Below are 21376 nucleotides of genomic sequence, written 5' to 3'. Positions count from 1 at the left end.
GGGGATCGCTCATTTAGAAAGGCTGAATTTGAGCGCCTTCCAATAACTTTAGATCAGATGAGCTAATTCTTTCGAATTTTTCATTTCTCCACTCAATATTATCATAAAGCTCACTGTGTTCAACTTCTTTTCCAAATAAATATCTCTGGTTATTAATAGTAGTTCCAATTATTCGTGCATTGTTAATTCGGTATAACCCTATAAGCTGAATTGACTTACCAACACTAAAATCATTGAGTCTTTCTAGTGTTTCTATTAGACAATGATATACCCCTCTAGTTGTTCCTTTATTATTATGTCTATCATCTTTCCATCTTAAAAGGTTGTCAGTAAAACTTGAACCTCCAGAACCTCCGGCAAATACTACTTTTGACTCATTAGAAAGAATGATTTCTTGTGTTCGGCAAATATTATTATAATCTATTTGAAAAAGTTTAAACTCTCCATTGTGTCTACTTGCATGTAATATAGTGAATTTTTGCTTTTGTTCAACTGGATATAAAGAAAGTTGTTTCTCTACAATTGCAAAAACTTTTGCATGTTTCAAATCTGCATTATCACAATCTTTAAAAAGCAAATTATTATCTATCTGAGATATTAGCTGTGATAAAATATGTGTTGGAAACGTAACATCTCCACAGAAACCAAACAAATCTGGATACTTATTGCTGCCATAGACTTTTTGATAATGGTCATAAGCATTAGCTTTTCCCCAAGAAATACGACTGTCTGAAGCGAGATATAGAGAGGAGATTTTATTACCTCCTTTCTTGTAGTCAGCACCAGTCCAAGCTACAAGTAATGTCATCTACTCTCCTCAAAAAATTGTCTATAAAATCTAGAAATCGACGAATAAATCGTATCTGTTAATCTAATTTTTGAAAAATTTGGTGGTATGCAATTGTATTTTTCATAAAGCTTTCTTTATTCACACAACCGAAATACTCATATTCAAGTACCGTACAACTCTCTATAGAGACCTTTTGAAATGCAGGATTGCAAGCTAATAACCCATCGTTTTGTATGTAGACTTTTTTAGTTGATAAACCATCAGATAAGTCAAAATCCATCATAATATATTCGCCGAAATAATCCTTAATCATTTGATATATATTCTTACCTATCAGTCTAAAAGCGTTTCACTTTAAATTGGTATGAGTTATCTTAGTTTCAATAGTATGTTTTATTTAAATTAGAGGGATTATAATGAATCTCACCGTCGGACAACGCGCGCCTTTAAGCAACCTCGCTATTGACGACACCGCACCAATTAAGCTTAAGTTCACTCGTCAAAGCCCAATAGAGATGGATATCAGCTGCTTTGCCTTAGACGCAGCGGGCAAACTGATCAATGATGATTATATGGTGTTTTATAATCAGCCAACCTCACCGTGCGGCCAAATCAAGCTCACCCATTATGAGTCGCAGCCAACGGCTAATAAAGGCATCCAAGCCGAGTTTGAAGTCAATTTATCCAAACTGGCTGCGAATATAGACAGCTTGTTTTTTGTGTTATCAGCCGACACGCCGCTGAATCAAATTCAATCGTTAGAGATTGGCATTTGGCAACAATCGCAAAAGGCGCAAGCAGAATATCAAGCATCAGACTTTGCCCAGCAGCAAGCCAGTATGCTGATGCAGCTTTACCGTAAGAGTGGCGTTTGGCGGGTATCTAACGTCGCGCAAGGCTTTAATGGTGGACTTGCCGCCATCGTGCAGCATTTCGGTGGCGATGTAGAAGAGAGTAGCCCACAAGCAGCAGAGGCGACCGTAACGCCAGTTCAAGCAAAACCGTCGTTAGAAAAGGTCATGCTAGACAAAGCCCCAAAACTGGTAAATCTGGCCAAAAAGGCCACGATATCGCTTGAGAAACGCCAATTACAGCAATTAACCGCAAAGGTAGCGTTGGTATTAGATGCCTCAGGCTCAATGAACAGACAGTACAAAAAAGGCCGCGTACAAGAGGTGGTTAACCGCTTATTGCCATTGGCAGTGAGCTTCGATGACGACCAAGCGCTCGACTGTTGGGCGTTTGCCCGAGATCCGCAGTATTTGGGTGAGATTGGGCTGAGTAACTATGACGGTTTTATTGACAACGCTCATGGCGGCTGGCGCAAATGGGCACTTGGCCCACGTGTGAATAACGAAGCAGAAGTCATGAAAGCCGTGACGGAGTTTTATCAAAAAGACGGCTTGGATGTGCCCGTATACGTGCTATTCATCAGTGATGGCGGAGTGAATGACAATCGTGGTATCACGAGAGTGATGACGGAAGCTGCGAAACTACCGATATTTTGGCAGTTCGTGGGCTTGGGTGGTCGTGGTTATGGCATCCTAAAAAAACTAGACGACATGGCAGGGCGTGTGATCGATAATTGCGACTTTTTTGAATTAGATAACTTGGATAATATCAGTGAAGAAGCGTTATATGAAAACATGCTAGAAGAGTTTCCAAGCTGGCTAAAAGAAGCACGTGAGATAGGATTGATAGCGAAATAAATTAGGATAGCATGTTTAACAAAAAAAACCGCTCACAGCCTAAATTGTGAGCGGTTTTTGGTTAAATGTTAGGGCAGTTACGATATTTTAAAGCTTAGGATAAGCCGTACGTAAAGCAGTCATGATCTGATTCTTGGCCACTTCATTATAAAAAGCACAATCATCCTTCTCTGATTCTTTTAAACCCCCTAGACGAGCCTCGTTATAAGTAGCAGCATACACTTCATTATTATAGTTAACGACAGCGACTGGTGAATCATCATCTTCATCGTTGACATCTTTTACTTCAGCAACCCAAGGGATGCCTGCCCATGTACCTCTTTTAGCATTGCTAAAGTCTTTTATCGCTTGCTCAAAGCTTAAGTTAGGTAGTTTATAAGCAAGATCAATAAAGTCGACATTGACGCTACCGGTCAGTGCTTTTTTACAGCTAGCACCGCTACTAAACACGCTCAATGAATTAGGTAAGTTGTTTAGTTTATTGATTACGCTATCAGGGATGTCATTATAGTAATCGTCATTATTTTCAAGGGCGAATACGCTACCTATTTTTTGACCACTCAGGGAGACGTCGGCATAAGTGCCCGTCGATATAAATCCATTGTTCAGACTTTGGGTATATTTGTTATTTACAAATATAGTATTAAGCTGTTCTATATTGAGATCTCCATCCGCCGTCACAAAGAATCTAAATTGAGGGCTGATCCCATTCGCCGTTAGCAAAAGCACACTTTCGGCTTCGAAATCATCGTAATATTGTTTTAGGTATAATGATTTTTCAAGGATATTAAGTGAGTTATTATTTTTAGTGCTTAAGGTGTTAAATGAGATGTTCTCAAGTTCTGAATCAGCATTTGAGTCAGTTGTAAAATCGAAATTATAACCGATCAACCCCGTTGTATTTTGTTCTGTTGGTGGCTGGAATGGCGCATCTGGTATGACAGGTATAGGAGTCACAGGCACAGGCGCTAACGGTAGCTCATCAAATACTCCGCCCATATCACTATTGTTTAGATCTATCTCGCTATCATCGTTATTACTCTTTATTTCAATACAATTACCGTTATTGATTGAATAAGTACCATTTTGTGCCAAGGCAGGAATTTGTATAGGGTTAAAACGAACAGAATACCCATAAGGTGATAAGGTCAAAGGGGTATTAAAAGGTACTTTGATGCTAAATTTACCTTCACTATCCGCATCGCCAGCACTAAAGAAACTGCCGCGTCCTTTCACTTGACCAGCAAAATCATCTTTTACATAAGGTTTTTTGGTTTTAGCATCAATTACACAGCCCTCTAATATGGCGTAATAATCTTTAATAGGAATGTCGAGATTCCATAATGTGAAATGAGACACTTGTCCTTTATAGCTACCGTCTGTTTGACGAGTAGCAACACCATCTTTTACCCAAACAGTTTGTTCTTCATCGTAATACCATAAAGGGATAGAAGGTAGGTTTTGGTCAGTTGATACTTTAGGGTAGATTAAAGTAGCCTGAGTGCCTTTTTTGAGGTTAAGCGCTGCGCCTGTAGCAGGGTCAGTGAGCTTGACATCAATGACGCCGACGGTGACCAGATCTGTCTGCTGACTGCCATCATCATTTTGTCCTGCAAAAGGCTGTGCAAAGGACTGTGCCCCTGCGATAGAGTCTGGATTGTAGTAGTTGGCAGCGATATTGACGGTACCTGTGTAGCTGCTGCCATCTGCTTTGACGATGCTATTCGCGGGGATGCTTATCTTAGCGCCTGATACTTGTAGCTCACTAACACCTGCACTGGTCGCAAAGGCGCTTGTGACTTGATCGACAGTCAAGGTAATGTCTAATTTATGCGAACGCTTAGGCGCTACTTTGAATTCACGCGCCATCGTCAGATAGCCGGTCTTACGTACTAAAATCACTGCATCAGACTCTGACTTATCTAAGCTCAAAGAATAAGTACCTGCGCTATCGGTAGTCACCGTACTTTTACCAATTTTGACTTCAGCACCTACCACAGGGCTGCCATTGGCATCTTTGATCATGCCGCTGATACGCTGTTCTTGAGTATTTGTGTCAGGTTGATTGGGCTGAACGACTGTATCATTGTTATCACCACAAGCTGTTAAGCTCAAAGCGGTAAACAATATACTGGCAGTAAGGGTGTTAAATTTGGTCATAAAAGGGTCTCTTATTTAGACAATGCCTTGGTTTATCTTTGGATTTTAATGGTTTTAATTTCTGTGATTTATTGAAGAAAACTCTGTCAAAATCACGTTTATAGAAAGCAATTTGATAACAGTGTTTTTGATAGAAGTAAAACATGTTGATATGAATAGTTACTAATAAACATAAACTAGCAACAAAGAAATTATGCCTTATAATTCAACAATATTCTAGTAATTAAAATAGACGCTATCTATTATTTTGTTAATCATGGGTGTTAATGTTTCGTGAGTTACAGATTGAGGGTTCGCCAGTGCGAAAGATGACAGAAAGATGCAAAAATAATCTTGAGCGGATTTAGCCTTTATTGCATGCTTAGCTCTCTATATAGGTGGTTATATAGAGAGCTATCTCATTCAGAGATTTAGCGGTTTAATCTTTATCAAATATCAACCAATCAATATCAGCCAATGACGTCACTTATATGAGCCAAAATAAAAAAGCTTTTTATTATCGACCTAAGACCAATCAACATAACAGCCCAACCGTACGTTGGACGTTTTTGATACTGGGTTGTGTTTTTTTTGTCTTGGGTATTATTGGCATCTTGCTACCAGTGATGCCGACCGCGCCTTTTATACTATTGGCAGCGGGTTGCTGGGCGCGTAGCTCACGACGCTTTCATTTTTGGCTGATTAATCACAAATATTTTGGTAAATACGTCCGTGATTGGGAAGATCGCCGCGCCGTACCGCTATATGCGAAGTGGTTGGCAACCATAATGATGACCATATCAACAATAATGTTATTTTTTAACATTCCTGCCGATATGATATGGGTCGCATGGCTGCTAGCCGTTGTCTGTACTAGCGTAGCGGTGTTTTTATTTCGTCTGCCCAATGCTTAAAAATAGGCTAAATAGGGCCAAAAAACAGTCAATCTTTGCACTTAGTTACACGAAAGGTGAGATAAGGCTTGCGATACTGAACTAACCTCCCTATAATACGACCAAGCTTAAGAGCAGTTCTGCACCAAATCATTACCTCGTAGTATTAGTTATAATCCTTCGTTTTAATATTTATCGTTCAGTAGCTATTTGCAAGCGTTACCGGTCACTAGACCATTAATAAATTAAAAAGTAGGATTATCAATATGTCAGATACTCAAAAAGGTACAGTTAAGTGGTTCAACGAAGCTAAAGGCTTTGGTTTTATCGCTCCAGAAACTGGCGCAGACGTTTTTGCTCATTACAGCGAAATCACTGGTTCAGGCTTCAAAACTTTAGCTGAAGGCCAAGAAGTTGAGTTCACTGTAACTCAAGGTCAAAAAGGTCCACAAGCTCATAACATCGTTGCTATCTAATCTGTCTTTATAGACAACTAGAGCAAGATGAATAAAAAACGAACCTTCGGGTTCGTTTTTTTTCGTCTGTTGTTTATGTTTATCGCTTATGGTAAATGCCTTAATAATAAGGCGTTAAGCAAAGCTTTTAAAGTAAAAATGCCTACGACTATCACTATAGTCGTAGGCATTTTTGGTTTGGTGTTAAGAGTTTGGTGTGTAGTCAGTAAATGTTTTAGAGTGAATTAATTAGAGTGCAGCAATGCCGATATTAATCAGTCCGCCGCCAATGATAAGCCAAGCAAACATCATTGCGCCTAAGATAAGCGGTTTAACCCCTGCTTGTTTAATGGCGCTTAGGTGTGTGGTTAAGCCCAGCGCAAACATTGCCATGGTAAGCAACACATCATCGAGCATGACCATACTGCGCTCAAAGCCTGCCGTCATTGGCACCCAAGTATGCAGTAACACTACCAAAATAAAGACGAAGGCAAACCATGGCACTTTGACTTGTTGTACGCGATTTATCAATGAGGGTTTTTTGCCATTTTTGCTACTGGCTGTGGTTAAAGCAAACGATAAAATCAGTAAAAAAGGCGCAAGCATCATTACCCGTATCATCTTAGTCACGACCGCCGTATTCCCAACCTCGGTACTAACGGCATTACCAGCGACCACCACTTGCGCCACTTCATGAATGGTTGAACCAGTATAAATGCCGTATTGCTGGGCGTTTAGCCAAGGTTGTAGCCAGCCAAGCTGATATAAAAATGGATAGAGCAACATGGCAATCGTACCAAAGACCACCACGGTGGCGACGGCGATAGTGACCTTATGTGCTTCCGCTTTGACCACCGGCTCTGCGGCAATCACCGCTGCTGCGCCGCAAATACTGGCACCAGCACCAATCAATAACGTCGTTTGCTTATCGACTTTGAGCCATCTGGTGCCAAGCCAATAGGTGAGTAAAAACGTTGAGGTTAATACCAGCGCATCCGTCATTACCGCTGGCATACCAACACTAGCAACTTGGGTTAAAGTCAGCTTAAAGCCATAAAAAATAATGGCAAGGCGTAATATTTGACCTTTAGCAAAGTTAACGCCATCGCTAAGTTGTTCAGAAAAATTTGGATATAGGGTATTGCCCAATACCATCCCAAACAAGATTGCTAGGGTTAAAGAAGATAGCCCGACAATACGCCCGTTCGACCACGTATCTAAGCTCATATTCAGCCACAAGCAAAACAAGCTACCAATCAGCACGACAATCAGCCCCAAAATATGGCGGTTATGCGGAAAGTAGTTATGCATGTTTTGTGCTAAAGCGTTCATGTCGTACGCACCTATTATTTATCATTTATCATTTATCATTTATCATTTATCATCTATAATCGAAATAAGCATAAGCTTATGAATAGACAGTATAAGTCATGTCGATTTATAATAAAAACAGATTAATAAGATACAAGCTATCGATTTTTTAGGTTAAGAAACGATTCTTAGAGTTTAGGCTTTTGGAATTTATAGGCAGCATAGGATGTCAGAGCCATTATGAAAAAACCCATACAGATGCTGCCGAAGATTACCCTTAAGCAGCTATCGGTGTTTGTCAGTATTTATCAAACTGGCAGCACCAGCCGTGCCAGTGAGGAGTTGCATTTGTCGCAGTCGGCAGTTAGTAGCGCGCTCACTGAGCTGGAGTCAAGGTTGCAGATGCCGCTATTTGAGCGCGTCGGGCGCAGGCTAAATCAGCATCCAAACGCCCATCCTATTTATATACAGGCGCAAGCCATCTTGGGGCAGGCTTTAACGCTAGAGCATTATCATAAGCACCAAGCGGGACAGATTCATATCGGTGCCAGTACCACTATCGGTAATTATGTGCTGCCGCCGCTGCTTGCCAAGCTATATGCAGCGCTACCGGATGCTCATATCGATATGTATATTGCCAATACCCAAGAGGTAGTCGGCGAGGTTGAGCAATTAAACATTGATATTGCGCTCGTAGAGGGCATGCCACGCCCGACAGATATGAAGGTGATTGAGCAGCGCGCTTGGCGGACCGATACCTTGATGGTCTTTGCTAAGCGTCATAGTAAGTGGCTGACAGACATGAATTATAACGATAAAGAACAATGTTATGAGCTGAGCGCGGAACAATTGGCAATACTGCCGCTGTTGGTACGAGAGGCGGGTTCGGGTACGCGGCAAATTATCGATGAGCAATTATTGCAATATCTGCCGCATGCCGAGATTGTGATGGCGATTCAGCAATCAGAAGCCATTAAGCATATGGTCAGCGCCGATATTGGGCTTGGTTGTTTATCGCAGCATGTTATTGAGGGGGAGCTGGCAGCAGGAAAATTGGTGCAGGTAAAAGTAGCGGGTATAGACTTATCACGTACGTGGTGGCTAGTTTGGCACAAAGCCCGCCATCAAAGCCCTATTTGGCAAAGCTTTATTGATATTTTGATAGAAGATTGATTTTAATGGTAAATGTAGAGATTCTAGTAAGAAAATTTACTGTTTTAATGAATAATAAAAAAGCGCAATGTCATACAATGCGCTTTTTTTAATGAGCTATTTTAATAGTTTCCAATAACTTGGGAATTACGTTAAGTGTATTCTTAAAATTATTTATTAACCGGTTTATCCAGTCTCACCACTAAGCTGTCGCAAGGGACATTGGGCAAGATGTTATCTGCCGTCGCGCCACTGAGCCAAGCGGCGATACCATGACGTTCATGACGACCGATGACCAATAAATCAACATCATGCTTATGGCAATAGTTGACGATACCTTCACTGTTAGAGATGGCGGTAGTCACTTCAGAGTTTACCGCATGTAAATCGTTACGGTCCAAAAACTGTGCCAATTTGGCGCGCGCTTCTTGGCAGCGTTCATCGTCAATTTCATCATATAAGCTTGAGGCAGGCACCAGCTCATAGCCGAAGCCAACCATAGTATCTTTAACGATATGAAGCACCGATAGCTTGGCGTTAGGACGATTCTCAACGATGCGTTTGGCCTTTTGGGCGACCACATCAGCATCGGACATTAGGTCGGTGACCAATAAAATATGTTCGTAACTCATAGCGTCTTCCTCGTGTCAGATAGTATTTACTATAGCACTCCTACCGAGCGCTGTTAAGTGCTGCTAAGCTATCTTTGTCTATATCTTATAAGGATATTTGTTACGCTTAACAGTAGCTTTTTTAGCGCCTTGCTTGCTTATCTCGTTATTTTGGTACGGGCTGATCAAGTTTTACCACGAGACTGTCGCAAGGTACGTTTGGCAAGATACTGTCGGCGGTTGCCTTGACTAACCAAGCAGCGATACCGCGGCGCTCATGGCGACCGATAATCAGTAAATCGACTTCTTTTTCGCGGCAATAATTGACGATACCTTTACTATTAGAGATAGCAGCAGTGACCTCAGAATTGACCGCGTTTAGCTCATTGCGTGCTAAGAATTGCGCCAATTTAGTGCGTGCTTCTTGCCAGTGTTCGCCATCGAAGTCGCCTGATAAACTAGACGCAGGCACCAGCTCAAAGCCGAAGCGCACCATGTCATCTTCAACAATATGTAAGACAGATAACCTAGCCTCAGGCGAGCCTGCAAGGATACGTTTGGCTTTTAGGGCAACCTCGTCAGCATCAGACAATAAGTCGGTGACCAGTAAAATATGTTGGTAGCTCATCAGGGGCTCCTAAATAGTAGTTAACTTTATAGTAGCAGTGCTGGCTACCTTTGTTAAGGGTTAAAACCATTATTTGATTATGGATATTGCCTTAATGCTACTTTTAAAATATTCATTGATAAATCTTACCCAGTGAGCCGTTATTACTGTATGGCCAGCTTGACTTATCTATAGGTAAGCCCCATCTAATAGCGCTATAGACACCATTTTATGAGCCCCGAAAATCAGGGCACGATATACATTATCATTGATAAGGATAACTATGACTGACACGCCATTTACTGCGGATTTAACGCTACATCCAGCGTTTGAGCTGATTGAGCATCGCCACATTGAGGCGCTATCGATGGATGTGCTGATCAGTCAGCATGTTAAGACTGGGGCCATGCATTACCATTTAGCGCATCCAAGTGATGAAAATGCCTTTTTGGTTGGCTTTCGCACTCAGCCAATGGACTCAAAAGGTGAGGCGCATATTCTAGAGCACGTGGCTTTATGTGGCTCTGAGAAATTCCCTGTACGTGACCCGTTTTTCTCAATGATTAAACGCTCATTAAACACTTTTATGAATGCGATGACCGCTGCCGATTGGACCGCATATCCGTATGCTACGCAAAATAAGAACGATTATTTTAACTTGCTAGCCGTTTATCTTGATGCGTCATTTTTCCCGAATATTCATCCGCTTGATTTTGCCCAAGAAGGCATTCGCGTCGAGTTAGACGAAAATGATAAGCCGCAGTTTAAAGGTATCGTTTTTAATGAGATGAAAGGCGCGATGAGCGGCGAGATTGACCAGCTCTATCATACGGTCGCCCATCATTTGTTCCCAACGACGACCTATCATTATAATTCAGGCGGCGATCCTGCTGATATTCCTGACTTGACCCATCATGAGCTGGTTGAATTTCATCAAAGCCATTATCACCCATCAAACAGTGTGATTATGAGCTTTGGTAATATTCCAGTCGCTGAGACGCAGGCGAAAATTCATGAAGATGCCTTGATTCAATTTGAAGCAGGCAAAAAACACGTCTCGCGTCCTGAAAAACGCCTGTCTGCACCGATTAGCGCGGTTGATACTTATACTGCTGATGAAGCCGGTCCTGACCAAACGCATCACGTGGTGGCGTGGTTATTACCATCAATTACTGATCCAAAGCAGCGTTTGGCGTTACGTCTATTAGAAGGGGTATTGGTTGAGCATGCTGGTTCGCCATTGCGTGCGTATTTGGACAGCCATCCACTTGGTAAAGTGCCAAGCCCGCTATTGGGACTCGATGACAGTCATTATGAAATGGTCTTTTATACCGGTCTGCGCGGTTCAAACCCTGAGCATGCCGAAGCGGTAGAGCAGGGCATTATTGACTTGCTTAAAGAGGTCGCGAGCAAGCCGATTGATGATGAAACCATTGAAACCATCTTGCACCAAATCGAGATAGATCAGCGCCATATCGGTGGTGATAGCATGCCGTATGGTCTAAATCTCATGCTAGAAGGCTTTAGTACGGCGATTCATGATGGCAACCCTATCGATGTCTGGGAAGTCGACGAGCATTTGCAGTGGCTACGTGAGCAAGTAAAAGATGCGCAGTGGTTACCAAATTTAATCAAGCAGCACTTGTTAGATAATCAGCATCGTGTCCGTGTCACTTTGACACCTGACAGCGAAAAAACCGCCCGCCTTGCAGCAGCTGAGCAAACCCGTCTTGATACCATTGCGATGGATTTGAGCGCTGATGATAAAGCTATCTTAAAACAGCAAGCGCTTGATTTGGCAGCGCGCCAAGCAGCGCCTGATGATTTAAGCCTATTGCCAAAGGTTGGCTTAGAAGATGTCCCGACCGATATCAGCTTTAAGCAAGGCACACAAAAACAAGTGAATTTAAGCGGGCAAGAGAGCACCTTATTTGAATATGAAGCCGGCACTAATGGCTTGTATTATTATCAAGTGATTGTGCCGCTGACCGATGCGATTGGTAATCAGGATACCAGCGAGCTACCCGTTAATGAGGTAATCAATCATCCATTGTTGCCTATTTACCTGAGTTTATTGTCAGAACTGGGCACGGATTCGCTAAGCGCTCATGAAATGCAAGCTAAGCAAGCGGCGCATTCATCAGGGGTGACGGCGCGTATCAGTCAACGTACCAACATCGATGACAGCCAAGCGATTAGTAGTTACTTTGTCGTAGCAACGCGTGCGCTAAATCGTAAACCTGAAGCGATTGATTTGCTCAAAGAAGTCATGGAGCATAGTGTCTTTAGTGAGCATGACCGTATCAAAGAAATCTTGCAGCAGCGTCAAGCAGGTTGGCAGTCAAACCTTGCCGGTTCAGGGCATTCGTATGCGATGCAAACTGCCAGTCGCGGCATGAGTCGCCAAGCACAGTTAGAATATGTGCGCAGCGGTCTACCAGCACTAAACGCGCTAAAAGACTTCTTAACCCATGCCAGTACTGATGATGCGCAGTGGGATAAATTGGCAACCAGTTTGATGGACTTACATCAACGGTTAATCAGCTTGCCTAAGCATGCGGTTATTATCTGTGAAGCCGAGCAAACCGAACGCTTGAGCAACTTAATTGTTGATAGCTGGAAAGACAGCCAAGCGCCAAAGATTGCTGAAAAAATCACAAACTCTGATGCGGGTATTGAAGACAATATCCCAAGCGAGTTTGCCGAGTTGCAACTTGATGCGGCGTTAAATGGCGAGAAAGACGCGGTCAAAGCACTAGAAAGTGGTGTGGCGCTCGATGTTGAAGATTTGGCGTGGCTAGTTCCGACCAACGTCTATCATAATGCTAGCGCATACACCGTGCCAGCAGCCGACCATCCTGATACCGCTGCCTTGATGGTATTAGCACCTTACTTACGTAATGGTTACTTGCATAGTGCCATCCGTGAGCGCGGCGGTGCTTATGGTGGCGGTGCAGGTTACGATGCCAATGCTTGCGCCTTTAAGTTCTTTAGCTACCGCGATCCGCAGTGTGCTGAGACCTTTGCGCATTTCGATGCCAGTATCGAATGGCTATTAAATGAGCCACAAACCGATGAGCAGTTAGAAGAAGCCATCTTAGGTATTATCTCAGGTATGGATAAACCAGGCTCTCCAGCAGGTGAAGCGGTCAAAGCCTGCTTTGCCAATCTGCATCATCGCGGTGTCGACTGGCAACGTAAAATGCGTGCGGCAATATTGGCTGTGACCGTGGAGGATTTACAACGTGTTGCTAAGCAATACCTGCAAGGGCAAAAGCATGTACGTGCGGTACTTGCGCCTTATGATAAAGAAGCAGCGGTACAAGAGCTTGGCTTTAAAGTGTGTAAAATTAAAAGCTAGTTCACTTAAAGTCTATTGACTTAATTGCTATAAAAAACCGCCGCTTTCACTAAAAATGAAAGCGGCGGTTTTATTTTGGGTTAGTCTTTTAAAGCGCTATTTCTTAGAGACTGGTTTTCTTAAAGGCTTACTTTTTAATTAAATAATTTGCCAGCGCTTTATAAGCGGGTAGTGAGGTTGGGTCAATCTTGCTATTGCTGGCATCTGGATATGACGCAAAGCGCACGATAACCATATCGGCTGCGGGATCGACATAAATGGTTTGACCGTGGACGCCGCGTGCCGCATAGATGGGCGTGGGATTGTTAAATAACCACCACATGCTTTTGTAGCTGCCGTTGGTTAGCTGTTTATAGCCTGCTTTTGCAAAAGCGTTTTTATCACCGCCGGCTTCGATATTATCAACGACTGCAGCTGGGAATAAACGTTCGCCATTAATCTCGCCTTTATTGAGCATCAAGCTACCAATACGTGCCATGTCATGCAAGCCTGCGCTGATACCGCCGCCAGCAAATGGCGTACCTTTAGCATCAACAGTCATATAAGCACTTTGTTCAGCACCGATTTTTTGCCAGATGCGTTCTGAGAGTAGCTCATTGACCGCTTTGCCAGTGGTACGCGAGATAATCCAGCCAAGCGCATCACTATTAATGGTGCGATAGTTAAATTCTGCCGCATGTTGCCCCTTTTTATTCACCGTTTGAAGGTACTCAAAATAACCATTAGGTCCGCTATAGCCTTTTGGTTTCGGTAGTGGGCTTGCTGCTTCTGAATACTGCCAGATATCGGCATTAGGGTCAGCATAGTCTTCGCTATAATCGAGGGCGGTGGTCATATCCATCACTTGGCGGACGGTTGCATCCCCAAAGCCACTGTTTTTGAGCTCTGGAATGATAGATGCGACTAATGCCTTATCATCAAGCTTACCTTCGGTGACAAGGATTTCTGCTAGCAGCCCAGTCATGGATTTGGTCATCGACATCGCTGCATGATTGCCAAGCTCATTGAGGCAACCGTTTTGACGCTCGTACACTACCTTGCCATGGTGCATGACCATAATACCGTCAGTATAATTGGTATCCAGTGACTGCTTCCATGTCATCGGGCGCTTACTATTAGTGGGCATAAAGGTGATGGCATCAATGTTTTTATCTAACTCGTAGTTGAGCTTGGAGGGTGCGCCGATACCGCGACTGACGTCAGTGGTGGGCATCAACTCACGGATATGACAGACCGTCCAACGCAGTTTTGGGAAACTAAAGAAATCAGAGGAGGGCTGCGCAATAAGCTTATCTTTGGGCGGCGGAAAACCTTGCATCCAACCAAGTATTTGCGGGTCTGATTGTTTGGCCGTTAAGCGTGCATCGTCGGCATGGCCTGGCATGCTAATAAGAGTCATGGCAATGGTTAAGGGGAGCAGGGGCAAAGCGCGTTGCAATAAAGTCAGCATGATATCCTCGCAAATAAGCTTAAACAATTAATTTTAGGCAATAAAAAACCATTGATAAGTCGCTATATTCAAAACTTAGCATAATTCTTATCAATGGTCTTTACCAAGCATTTTTGTAAAGCCGCTTTGCTACTATTTAGTCTGCAGGTTGTTATTCAAGCGCTTTATTAAAGTGCGCTTTTATAAGATTGTGATTAATAGCGCTTAATCGCTTGGTCTTTGCCAATCATATCTTGATGAATGGGGAAATCTTCATGGTTATCGTATTGCTGACGGTCGGCAAAATAGCTTTTTAAAGTACGGCGTACGGCTTCAAAGGCAAGTTTATCCCATGGAATGTCTTCTTCGGTGAACAAAGCGCAGTCGAGACTTTCAGAGCCAATACCGTAAGCGCCGTCTTTTAACTCGGTGATATAAATACTATAGATTTGCCCGATATCGGGAATATCGTATAAGCAATATAGATGCGGATTGGTGACCACCGCTTCTGCCTCTTCAAAGCTTTCCCTTGCCGCACCTTCTGCCATGGTTTCGCCATTTTCCATAAAACCTGCGGGCAGCGTCCATAAGCCATATTGTGGCTCAATCGCGCGGCGACATAGCAGTACACGGTGTTTATGTACGACCAATGAGCCACAAATGACTTTTGGGTTTTCATAATGAATATAATTGCAATTTGGGCATACCAAGCGCGGGATATTATCGGTGGCTGGTATTTTGCGTTCTGCTTCATGACCGCATTGTAGACAATAGCGCATATCAACTGCCTTATATAATGAAAAGGAGAAATGAGAAAAAGGTGTTCGGTATTTTAAGAATTATAATTCTTGTTTTATAAAATAGTATGACTTTAGCTTATCAATTTTTATTTGATAATAGCCATTAAGCCTAAGATAACACAAATTCTCATCGCACTGGCAGTGATAATAAAAACCCTACAGGTTTGCGCAACTGCTTGCCGTTAAAGCTGCCCTGATTAATAAATGCATTGTTAAGCGCAACAGACAACGCCGCCTAATCCAGTCCAGTCACATAAAGTCTATGCAGCTTTAGTCAGATTGCGCTAGGCTAGACTCACGTTAACTATTAAAAGATAGCGTTATCTTGAAGGATAGCTTTACCAATAACGTGGGTAATGGCGGCCGCGACCGATATTGTTATAAATGAGGGCAACCACCACTAAGGCGAGCGCACCGACTAGAGTAGGGGTAAGTAAAAAGTGCCATTTGACGCCGCCAAGCATAACGATTAATGGATTGGAGCCAGCCGGTGGATGCGGTACGCGCAGCAATAGCATCAGCGCAATCGCCGTACCAACTGCCAGCGACAGACTCCACCATTCGATGCCAAACAAGGTCAAAAATGATAAGCCCGTGAAAGTGGTGATAAGATGACCGCCAACGATGTTTCTAGGCTGTGCAAAAGGGCTCTCGGGATAAGCGAAAATAAGCAAACAGCTGGCACCAAATGAGCCCAAAATCATCGCGACATTTTGCCAATTGCCCAGTAGCGCCAGTATGGCAGTGGCAAACGTACCGCCAACCCAAGCTATGGCGATGATGATTAATGGCAATCTTTGCGGGCAATCATCAGTCTTGCCCTGCATTTTATTTAATGAAAAAATCTTATCCACGAGCATATCCTAAAAACATTTGGTTTTTGACATTGATACTTGAGTAGTCAATATTGATATTTAATTGCTATTTATAGTTAATTGCATTGATGCTTCATACTGATAAAAATATAGGGCAATAATAATGTTACTCCCCCCGCAGTCACTACGTTTTGATGAATTTTCAGTCGCTGTGCCAGACTTTATTCGCTATCCGACCATTCGAAAGTTGGCGGAACGGGTGCAGCATGAAACCTTAAATGCGGTCACCAGTCCGGCGCTGTACGACGGCTCGAACACCTCTCGTAGCGCTCGCATTTTAGATAGCTTATATCAGACACCCATTGCCGATGCCTCGGTATTGGTTGCCATCACCCATGAACGCCATCCCAAACTGCTACTGACGCGCCGCGCCGCGCATATGAACAGTCACGCCGGCGAAGTCTCTTGCGTAGGCGGTAAACATGACGCCGGCGATGGTAATAATGTTGTCACCGCTTTGCGTGAAGCCTGTGAAGAGACCGCCTTACCGCCCAATAAAGTCCAGCTACTGGGTCAATTACCGATTCAAACCTCTAAAAGCGGTATGAGTGTCCGTCCTATTGTGGCGCTGATTGCACCAGATTTATTGCTAGTGCCTGAGCTTGGTGAAATCTCACGTATTTTTTGGGCAGATTTTGAGACCTTGCTGACTCAGCCTACCGTAGAATATGCGGTAGAGTATACGATGCAAGATCAGACCGCGACCATTCTCACGCCCAGCTGGCAGGTTGATGGTGAAACGGTTTGGGGTCTGACAGGACGCGTCATTGCCAGCTTGTTAGAGACGGGCTTTGATCGGCAGCTTGAGTGGTATTACCGTATCCAAAATACACGTAATTAACCCGTAAAGTGGCTGAGGTTATGGACTGAATGATCTACAGCAGCACCATTCTCTGATGAAACCAAGCGCGTCTTTTGCGGATTTATTATAGTTATTGTAGACGCCGTTGATAATGGCTTAACATATTCTATTTACTACTAATAATATTCGACATATGCTTTGTAGTTATGGTTTATAGATTTTAATACTGTTATTTGTTATAGATTTACCTAATGTTGAGCGGTTTTTCTGCTTTTACTATTCTGCATTTATCATCCTTTATTTATAATAATCGTCATTTTTCTTCAGCCACCAATTCATATTGTCTTGGCGTTTGGCGCGGAAGGCTTCTAATTTTTCCGCCACCGTTTGATTGTGCTGACGTGCTGTATCGAGCGCAAAAAGAATCGGCACGGAGGACAAGACACCAAAGCGTATCTTTGATTTTGGTAAATCCAGTCCATCGCCGATATCATCGCCGACCAAGGTACGGGTGACACTGGCATTGACCATCTCAACGAAACGTCCACGGCGATTGTCCTCGCCCATTAGCTGACGCGGCAAATCGTGCAACGCTTTGGCTAACGGCTGGCCCATTTTAAAATCAAGCTGCTGAATCGATAAATAGGTATAGAGCCATTCCCAGCAAGCGGCTTCATCTTTTGGCAAGCGCTGCAAGTCAACGCCCATCCAATAGCTGGCAAGATTCCATAAATGCAGGATACCTTCGGCTTCCTCAGTACTGATACGGGCGCCAAGCAGCCGTAACCCACGCATAATCAATAATGAAAATTGCAAATGGGTAGCAATCATATCGGTTTGATTGATAGGAATACCCCAATAGGCGCTATTCCAACTGCCATCTGGGTTATGGTGTTGGTCGGCATTGGGTATGACGCCCTTAGCCGCATTGCCTTTACCTTTAAGCAGATTTTGCCGCACTAGGGTATGAATCTGCCGCACCTTGATAGACTGCCGCCAACCTTCTGAGCCAATCGCCAATACCTGCTCGATAGGCTGACGCTGATTGCCTGCGCTCATATTTGACTTATGCAATGACGGATGCTCAGAGACAGCTAGGATATAAGCATAGGTACGCATCAAACGCGGTAGAGCATCGTGCATCAATGCGCCTGTTTGAATGAGTGGCAGGGAGAGGGCAGGAATACTATAGCCTGCCATTAGCGCCACGTTACGTAATAACCAAATCAGCATAAGCGGATAACGGCGATAGGCAACCGCACCGATTTGTGCAAGCTTGGGGTCAAACCACGTAGGATGGCTGCTAAATTGCTCGGTTAAGGCGTTAAATGCAGGGTTATTTGTAAGGTTGGCGTCGAAGTTGCTGCCACTGTTACTGCCACTGATAATAAATTGCTGTAAGGGCTTTGCAAAACGAATGCCGTCAGCGGCTAACGCATCTGCTACTGGATCACCGATATCGTAACCTGCAACCATTTCCTCTAATAAACCTTGCGAGATAACAAAGTCTTTTGGCAATAAATAGCGCTTGATGCGCTTTAAGACTTGCAGGTCACTATGGTCGTCAATCGCCGTCGTGCGCCCATGACGCTGATAAGAATCAGGCGCTTGATTGGAATTAGCATTTCCCCGACCACTGGCAGCATTTATTTTAGCGATTTTTTTAGTAATATCGATGGAATCCATTTTTATAAGCCATTCTTTAGCAACTGCTTTTTATTAACCAACATTAAACGCTTTGAGCGACGCTGCTTTAAGCAACTGAGTTGTTTTGAGCAACTTCATTATAAAGTTACTCAATCAGTCATCATGAATGATGGGTTAAATCTACCGAAGTATTATTAACATCGTCTTTTAAAGTGGCTTTTAGCATCAGATAACCGGCAATACCAGAAACGATTGAACCCATAATGATACCTAAGCGCTCATCAAATAATGGTGTCGCGCCGCCAAAAGCAAGGCCGCCGATAAATAAACTCATGGTAAAGCCAACGCCGCAAAGTAACGCTGCGCCGTAGATTTGCTTAAAGTTCATGCCTTTTGGCATGGTAGAAATACCCAGTTTGAAAATTAACCAGCACATAAGCATCACGCCCACTTGCTTACCAATAAACAGTCCGGCGGCAATACCCAAGGGCACGGAATGAAATAGCTCCGCAAAGCCTGCGCCCTTGAGCGATATGCCTGAGTTGGCAAACGCAAATAATGGCAGAATCCCGTAAGATACGGTGTTTTGTAAGTCGTGCTCAAGCTCTTCAAGCGGGGAATGTTCAGGGTCAGTACGGTCAAATAACGGAATGAATAACGCGAGTACCACCCCAGCTAAGGTCGCGTGAATGCCAGATTTGAGCACGGCAATCCACATAATCACCCCGATTAGTATATAAGGGGTAATGCTGGTGACGTTACGGCGATTGAGTAGATATAAGAACGGCAAACACAAAGCGGCGATAGCCAAGGAACCAAGTGATAGGTCGCTGGTATAAAATAAAGCGATGATTAAAATAGCACCAATATCATCAAAAATAGCGATGGATACCAAAAAGACTTTGAGTGAGTTTGGCACCCGATTGCCAAGTAGGCTTAAAATACCAAGGGCAAAGGCAATGTCGGTCGCCGCCGGAATTGCCCAACCTTTCCAAAACTCAGGCTCATTATAGTTAAAGAGCAAGTAGACGATAGCAGGCATAATCATGCCGCCCAATGCCGCGCCAGCTGGTAAGATAATTTGTTTGACGTTCGAGAGCTCGCCGATGAGTACTTCACGTTTGAGCTCAAGACCGACCAAGAAAAAGAACACCGCCATCAAACCATCGTTGATCCAATGATGGGCGTCTTTTGCAATCGCAAAGTTGCCGATTTGAATGACAACGGGGGCATGAATAAAGGATTCATACCAAGTATTCAGAGGGGTATTGGCAATAATCATTGCCGCGATAGCTGCCAGCGCTAAGACAATGCCGCCTGACGCCTCGAGGTTGAAAAATGCTTTGATTCTTTGTATTGCCATATTATCCTCATTAACTAAATAAAACGTGCTAAATCATTCAAGAACTTCAAGTACCTATTGTTATTTGGTTTGGTTTGCTTAGCTCAGGACTACTCAGCATAGTTAAGCGATAGACCACCATTAATAATGACATAGATAATAGTGACATAGATTGATATAACAAATAGGTGTCTCTAGTTTCTCACAATTTTATTCATATAAACAATTAAATACGTTAACGGTTTTATGCTTCTTCCTTGAAGACTCAACGATTATCAAAGGATATATCGATAAGACAGTCGATATGACAAATCTAGCAGACTTTGTTAGGTTTTTGGCTTTTTTTACATTTTTATCTTTATAATGAGCGCCGTTAAGCAAATCCTCATATCCAGTTTGGTACTGATGAAAGAGTGGTATCGATTAAAAAAATAGCCGCTATTTTATCAACCAACGTATTCTGAGCCTGATTTTTTCAGGCTTGCTTTTTTTATGTCATAAATTTTCAAGGTCGGTGTCATGGACATATCGCTCTCTATCGAGATTATTTTAATGCTGACGGTCGTGGCCGCGCTGGCAGGCTTTATCGATGCTATCGCAGGCGGCGGTGGTTTATTGACCATTCCAGCCATGCTGCTTGCCAATATTCCACCCGTACTAACCTTGGGGACGAATAAGTTACAAGCAGCATCAGGCGCGCTCGCGGCGTCCATTACGATGATTAGAAAAGGTGTCGTCAAACCGAAGAATATAAAAACGGCGATTATCGCGGCTTTTATCGGTTCTGTTCTTGGTACGATTGCCGTCCAATTATCGCCGCCTGATTTATTAGAAAAGCTGATTCCGTTTTTGATTGCGGCGATTGGTATTTATACCTTATTTGCCCCAAGGCTGGGTGAAGTAGAGGCCGCACCGCGTATCTCAGAAAGCAAGTGGCAAAAAGTAGTGGCACCCTTGATAGGTTTTTATGATGGTTATATCGGACCGGGTACGGGGATGTTTTTTGCCTTAGGAAATGTGGCGCTGCGTGGTCGTCAAATTATCGAAGCAACAGGGGCGGCAAAGGTGCTGAATTTGTCCACCAATATTGGCTCGCTCATTTTCTTTATTTTGGGCGGTAATGTGTTGTGGAAAGTGGGACTGGCAATGATGGTAGGGCAGACGATAGGTGCTTATTTTGGCTCGCATATGGTCGTCAAAGGCGGTAGTAAACTGATTCGTCCGATGATTGTTTTGGTTTGTATGGCGATGCTGACGAAATATGTGTTTGGTTAAGGTTAGCTATGTTGAGGCTGGGATAGTCTGTGTCAATTAAAAGCGCTTTGTTTATAGTCGTCTACTGCTGGAATGTTTTTTTTCGCTTGCTGTGTGCTTCGCATTCCAGAGGCTTCAAAAAAATTATGACAGCAGTAACGTCACGGTTTTAAGTTATTTCGTCTATATATTAATTTCA

Annotated in this window: 18 protein-coding genes; 7 read left to right on the top strand and 11 right to left on the bottom strand. The window is 43.3% G+C overall.

Going from position 1 to position 21376, the window contains the following annotated elements; translation table 11 throughout:
* Positions 1–13: 13 nt before the first annotated feature.
* Positions 14–808: a hypothetical protein gene (locus JMX50_RS02625; RefSeq protein WP_201628296.1), complete on the bottom strand. Its 795-nt coding sequence runs from the start codon at positions 806–808 to the stop codon at positions 14–16.
* Between the two features lie 58 nt (positions 809–866).
* Positions 867–1073: a hypothetical protein gene (locus tag JMX50_RS02620; RefSeq protein ID WP_201628295.1), complete on the bottom strand. Its 207-nt coding sequence runs from the start codon at positions 1071–1073 to the stop codon at positions 867–869.
* A 133-nt stretch (positions 1074–1206) separates the two neighbouring features.
* On the opposite strand from JMX50_RS02620, the gene JMX50_RS02615 reads away from it, so the two are divergent.
* Entirely contained in the window at positions 1207–2499 is a 1293-nt protein-coding gene (locus JMX50_RS02615) for a VWA domain-containing protein (RefSeq protein WP_201628294.1), read from the top strand.
* Between the two features lie 87 nt (positions 2500–2586).
* Here JMX50_RS02615 and JMX50_RS02610 read toward each other — a convergent pair whose 3' ends face one another.
* Positions 2587–4659 carry a carboxypeptidase-like regulatory domain-containing protein gene (locus JMX50_RS02610; RefSeq protein WP_201628293.1) on the bottom strand — a complete coding sequence of 691 codons (2073 nt, stop codon included), beginning with the start codon at positions 4657–4659 and terminating at the stop codon, positions 2587–2589.
* A gap of 470 nt (positions 4660–5129) precedes the next feature.
* On the opposite strand from JMX50_RS02610, the gene JMX50_RS02605 reads away from it, so the two are divergent.
* On the top strand, positions 5130–5552 hold the full coding sequence (locus JMX50_RS02605) for a YbaN family protein (RefSeq protein ID WP_201628292.1): 423 nt from the start codon (positions 5130–5132) through the stop codon (positions 5550–5552).
* Positions 5553–5797: 245 nt separating this feature from the next.
* Entirely contained in the window at positions 5798–6007 is a 210-nt protein-coding gene (locus JMX50_RS02600; RefSeq protein WP_010201661.1) for a cold-shock protein, read from the top strand.
* Between the two features lie 228 nt (positions 6008–6235).
* Here JMX50_RS02600 and JMX50_RS02595 read toward each other — a convergent pair whose 3' ends face one another.
* Positions 6236–7318 carry a YeiH family protein gene (locus JMX50_RS02595; RefSeq protein ID WP_201628291.1) on the bottom strand — a complete coding sequence of 361 codons (1083 nt, stop codon included), beginning with the start codon at positions 7316–7318 and terminating at the stop codon, positions 6236–6238.
* Between the two features lie 219 nt (positions 7319–7537).
* On the opposite strand from JMX50_RS02595, the gene JMX50_RS02590 reads away from it, so the two are divergent.
* Complete coding sequence (locus JMX50_RS02590; protein ID WP_201628290.1) at positions 7538–8470, top strand: LysR substrate-binding domain-containing protein; 933 nt, start codon at positions 7538–7540, stop codon at positions 8468–8470.
* Positions 8471–8619: 149 nt separating this feature from the next.
* Here JMX50_RS02590 and JMX50_RS02585 read toward each other — a convergent pair whose 3' ends face one another.
* Both JMX50_RS02585 and JMX50_RS02580 read right to left on the bottom strand, forming a co-directional pair.
* Entirely contained in the window at positions 8620–9081 is a 462-nt protein-coding gene (locus JMX50_RS02585; protein ID WP_087813544.1) for a universal stress protein, read from the bottom strand.
* 145 nt (positions 9082–9226) lie between these two features.
* Positions 9227–9688, bottom strand: coding sequence for a universal stress protein (locus JMX50_RS02580; RefSeq protein WP_201628289.1), 462 nt, complete (start codon positions 9686–9688; stop codon positions 9227–9229).
* Positions 9689–9950: 262 nt separating this feature from the next.
* Between JMX50_RS02580 and JMX50_RS02575 the strand changes: the two genes are divergently transcribed.
* The gene (locus JMX50_RS02575; RefSeq protein WP_201628288.1) at positions 9951–13028 is read left to right on the top strand and encodes an insulinase family protein; all 3078 of its coding nucleotides are present in this window, start codon (positions 9951–9953) and stop codon (positions 13026–13028) included.
* 127 nt (positions 13029–13155) lie between these two features.
* On the opposite strand, the gene JMX50_RS02570 is transcribed toward JMX50_RS02575, so the two are convergent.
* The 3 genes from JMX50_RS02570 to JMX50_RS02560 form a co-directional block, all read right to left on the bottom strand.
* A complete protein-coding gene (locus tag JMX50_RS02570) occupies positions 13156–14478 on the bottom strand; it encodes a serine hydrolase domain-containing protein (protein ID WP_201628287.1) in 1323 nt (440 codons plus the stop codon).
* A 194-nt stretch (positions 14479–14672) separates the two neighbouring features.
* Complete coding sequence (locus tag JMX50_RS02565) at positions 14673–15236, bottom strand: NUDIX hydrolase (RefSeq protein WP_201565056.1); 564 nt, start codon at positions 15234–15236, stop codon at positions 14673–14675.
* 359 nt (positions 15237–15595) lie between these two features.
* A complete protein-coding gene (locus JMX50_RS02560; RefSeq protein ID WP_201565057.1) occupies positions 15596–16117 on the bottom strand; it encodes an HPP family protein in 522 nt (173 codons plus the stop codon).
* Between the two features lie 118 nt (positions 16118–16235).
* Between JMX50_RS02560 and JMX50_RS02555 the strand changes: the two genes are divergently transcribed.
* Positions 16236–16973 carry an NUDIX hydrolase gene (locus JMX50_RS02555; RefSeq protein WP_201565058.1) on the top strand — a complete coding sequence of 246 codons (738 nt, stop codon included), beginning with the start codon at positions 16236–16238 and terminating at the stop codon, positions 16971–16973.
* Positions 16974–17231: 258 nt separating this feature from the next.
* Here JMX50_RS02555 and JMX50_RS02550 read toward each other — a convergent pair whose 3' ends face one another.
* Positions 17232–18620, bottom strand: coding sequence for an oxygenase MpaB family protein (locus JMX50_RS02550; protein WP_201628286.1), 1389 nt, complete (start codon positions 18618–18620; stop codon positions 17232–17234).
* 121 nt (positions 18621–18741) lie between these two features.
* Complete coding sequence (gene nhaA, locus JMX50_RS02545) at positions 18742–19944, bottom strand: Na+/H+ antiporter NhaA (RefSeq protein ID WP_201624657.1); 1203 nt, start codon at positions 19942–19944, stop codon at positions 18742–18744.
* A 498-nt stretch (positions 19945–20442) separates the two neighbouring features.
* Here nhaA and JMX50_RS02540 point away from each other — a divergent pair, with 498 nt between their 5' ends.
* The gene (locus JMX50_RS02540) at positions 20443–21198 is read left to right on the top strand and encodes a TSUP family transporter (protein ID WP_201628285.1); all 756 of its coding nucleotides are present in this window, start codon (positions 20443–20445) and stop codon (positions 21196–21198) included.
* The last annotated feature ends 178 nt before the right edge of the window (positions 21199–21376 follow it).

Source organism: Psychrobacter maritimus (assembly GCF_904846345.1).
Lineage (GTDB): Bacteria > Pseudomonadota > Gammaproteobacteria > Pseudomonadales > Moraxellaceae > Psychrobacter > Psychrobacter maritimus.
This window is presented reverse-complemented; position numbering and strand designations above follow the sequence as displayed.

Bases quoted from the DNA above. Each gene is read 5' to 3' on its own strand.
- JMX50_RS02625 (WP_201628296.1), bottom strand. From the start codon at position 808: ATGACATTACTTGTAGCTTGGACTGGTGCTGACTACAAGAAAGGAGGT.
- JMX50_RS02620 (WP_201628295.1), bottom strand. From the start codon at position 1,073: ATGATGGATTTTGACTTATCTGATGGTTTATCAACTAAAAAAGTCTAC.
- JMX50_RS02615 (WP_201628294.1), top strand. From the start codon at position 1,207: ATGAATCTCACCGTCGGACAACGCGCGCCTTTAAGCAACCTCGCTATT.
- JMX50_RS02610 (WP_201628293.1), bottom strand. From the start codon at position 4,659: ATGACCAAATTTAACACCCTTACTGCCAGTATATTGTTTACCGCTTTG.
- JMX50_RS02605 (WP_201628292.1), top strand. From the start codon at position 5,130: ATGAGCCAAAATAAAAAAGCTTTTTATTATCGACCTAAGACCAATCAA.
- JMX50_RS02600 (WP_010201661.1), top strand. From the start codon at position 5,798: ATGTCAGATACTCAAAAAGGTACAGTTAAGTGGTTCAACGAAGCTAAA.
- JMX50_RS02595 (WP_201628291.1), bottom strand. From the start codon at position 7,318: ATGAACGCTTTAGCACAAAACATGCATAACTACTTTCCGCATAACCGC.
- JMX50_RS02590 (WP_201628290.1), top strand. From the start codon at position 7,538: ATGAAAAAACCCATACAGATGCTGCCGAAGATTACCCTTAAGCAGCTA.
- JMX50_RS02585 (WP_087813544.1), bottom strand. From the start codon at position 9,081: ATGAGTTACGAACATATTTTATTGGTCACCGACCTAATGTCCGATGCT.
- JMX50_RS02580 (WP_201628289.1), bottom strand. From the start codon at position 9,688: ATGAGCTACCAACATATTTTACTGGTCACCGACTTATTGTCTGATGCT.
- JMX50_RS02575 (WP_201628288.1), top strand. From the start codon at position 9,951: ATGACTGACACGCCATTTACTGCGGATTTAACGCTACATCCAGCGTTT.
- JMX50_RS02570 (WP_201628287.1), bottom strand. From the start codon at position 14,478: ATGCTGACTTTATTGCAACGCGCTTTGCCCCTGCTCCCCTTAACCATT.
- JMX50_RS02565 (WP_201565056.1), bottom strand. From the start codon at position 15,236: ATGCGCTATTGTCTACAATGCGGTCATGAAGCAGAACGCAAAATACCA.
- JMX50_RS02560 (WP_201565057.1), bottom strand. From the start codon at position 16,117: ATGCTCGTGGATAAGATTTTTTCATTAAATAAAATGCAGGGCAAGACT.
- JMX50_RS02555 (WP_201565058.1), top strand. From the start codon at position 16,236: ATGTTACTCCCCCCGCAGTCACTACGTTTTGATGAATTTTCAGTCGCT.
- JMX50_RS02550 (WP_201628286.1), bottom strand. From the start codon at position 18,620: ATGGATTCCATCGATATTACTAAAAAAATCGCTAAAATAAATGCTGCC.
- nhaA (WP_201624657.1), bottom strand. From the start codon at position 19,944: ATGGCAATACAAAGAATCAAAGCATTTTTCAACCTCGAGGCGTCAGGC.
- JMX50_RS02540 (WP_201628285.1), top strand. From the start codon at position 20,443: ATGGACATATCGCTCTCTATCGAGATTATTTTAATGCTGACGGTCGTG.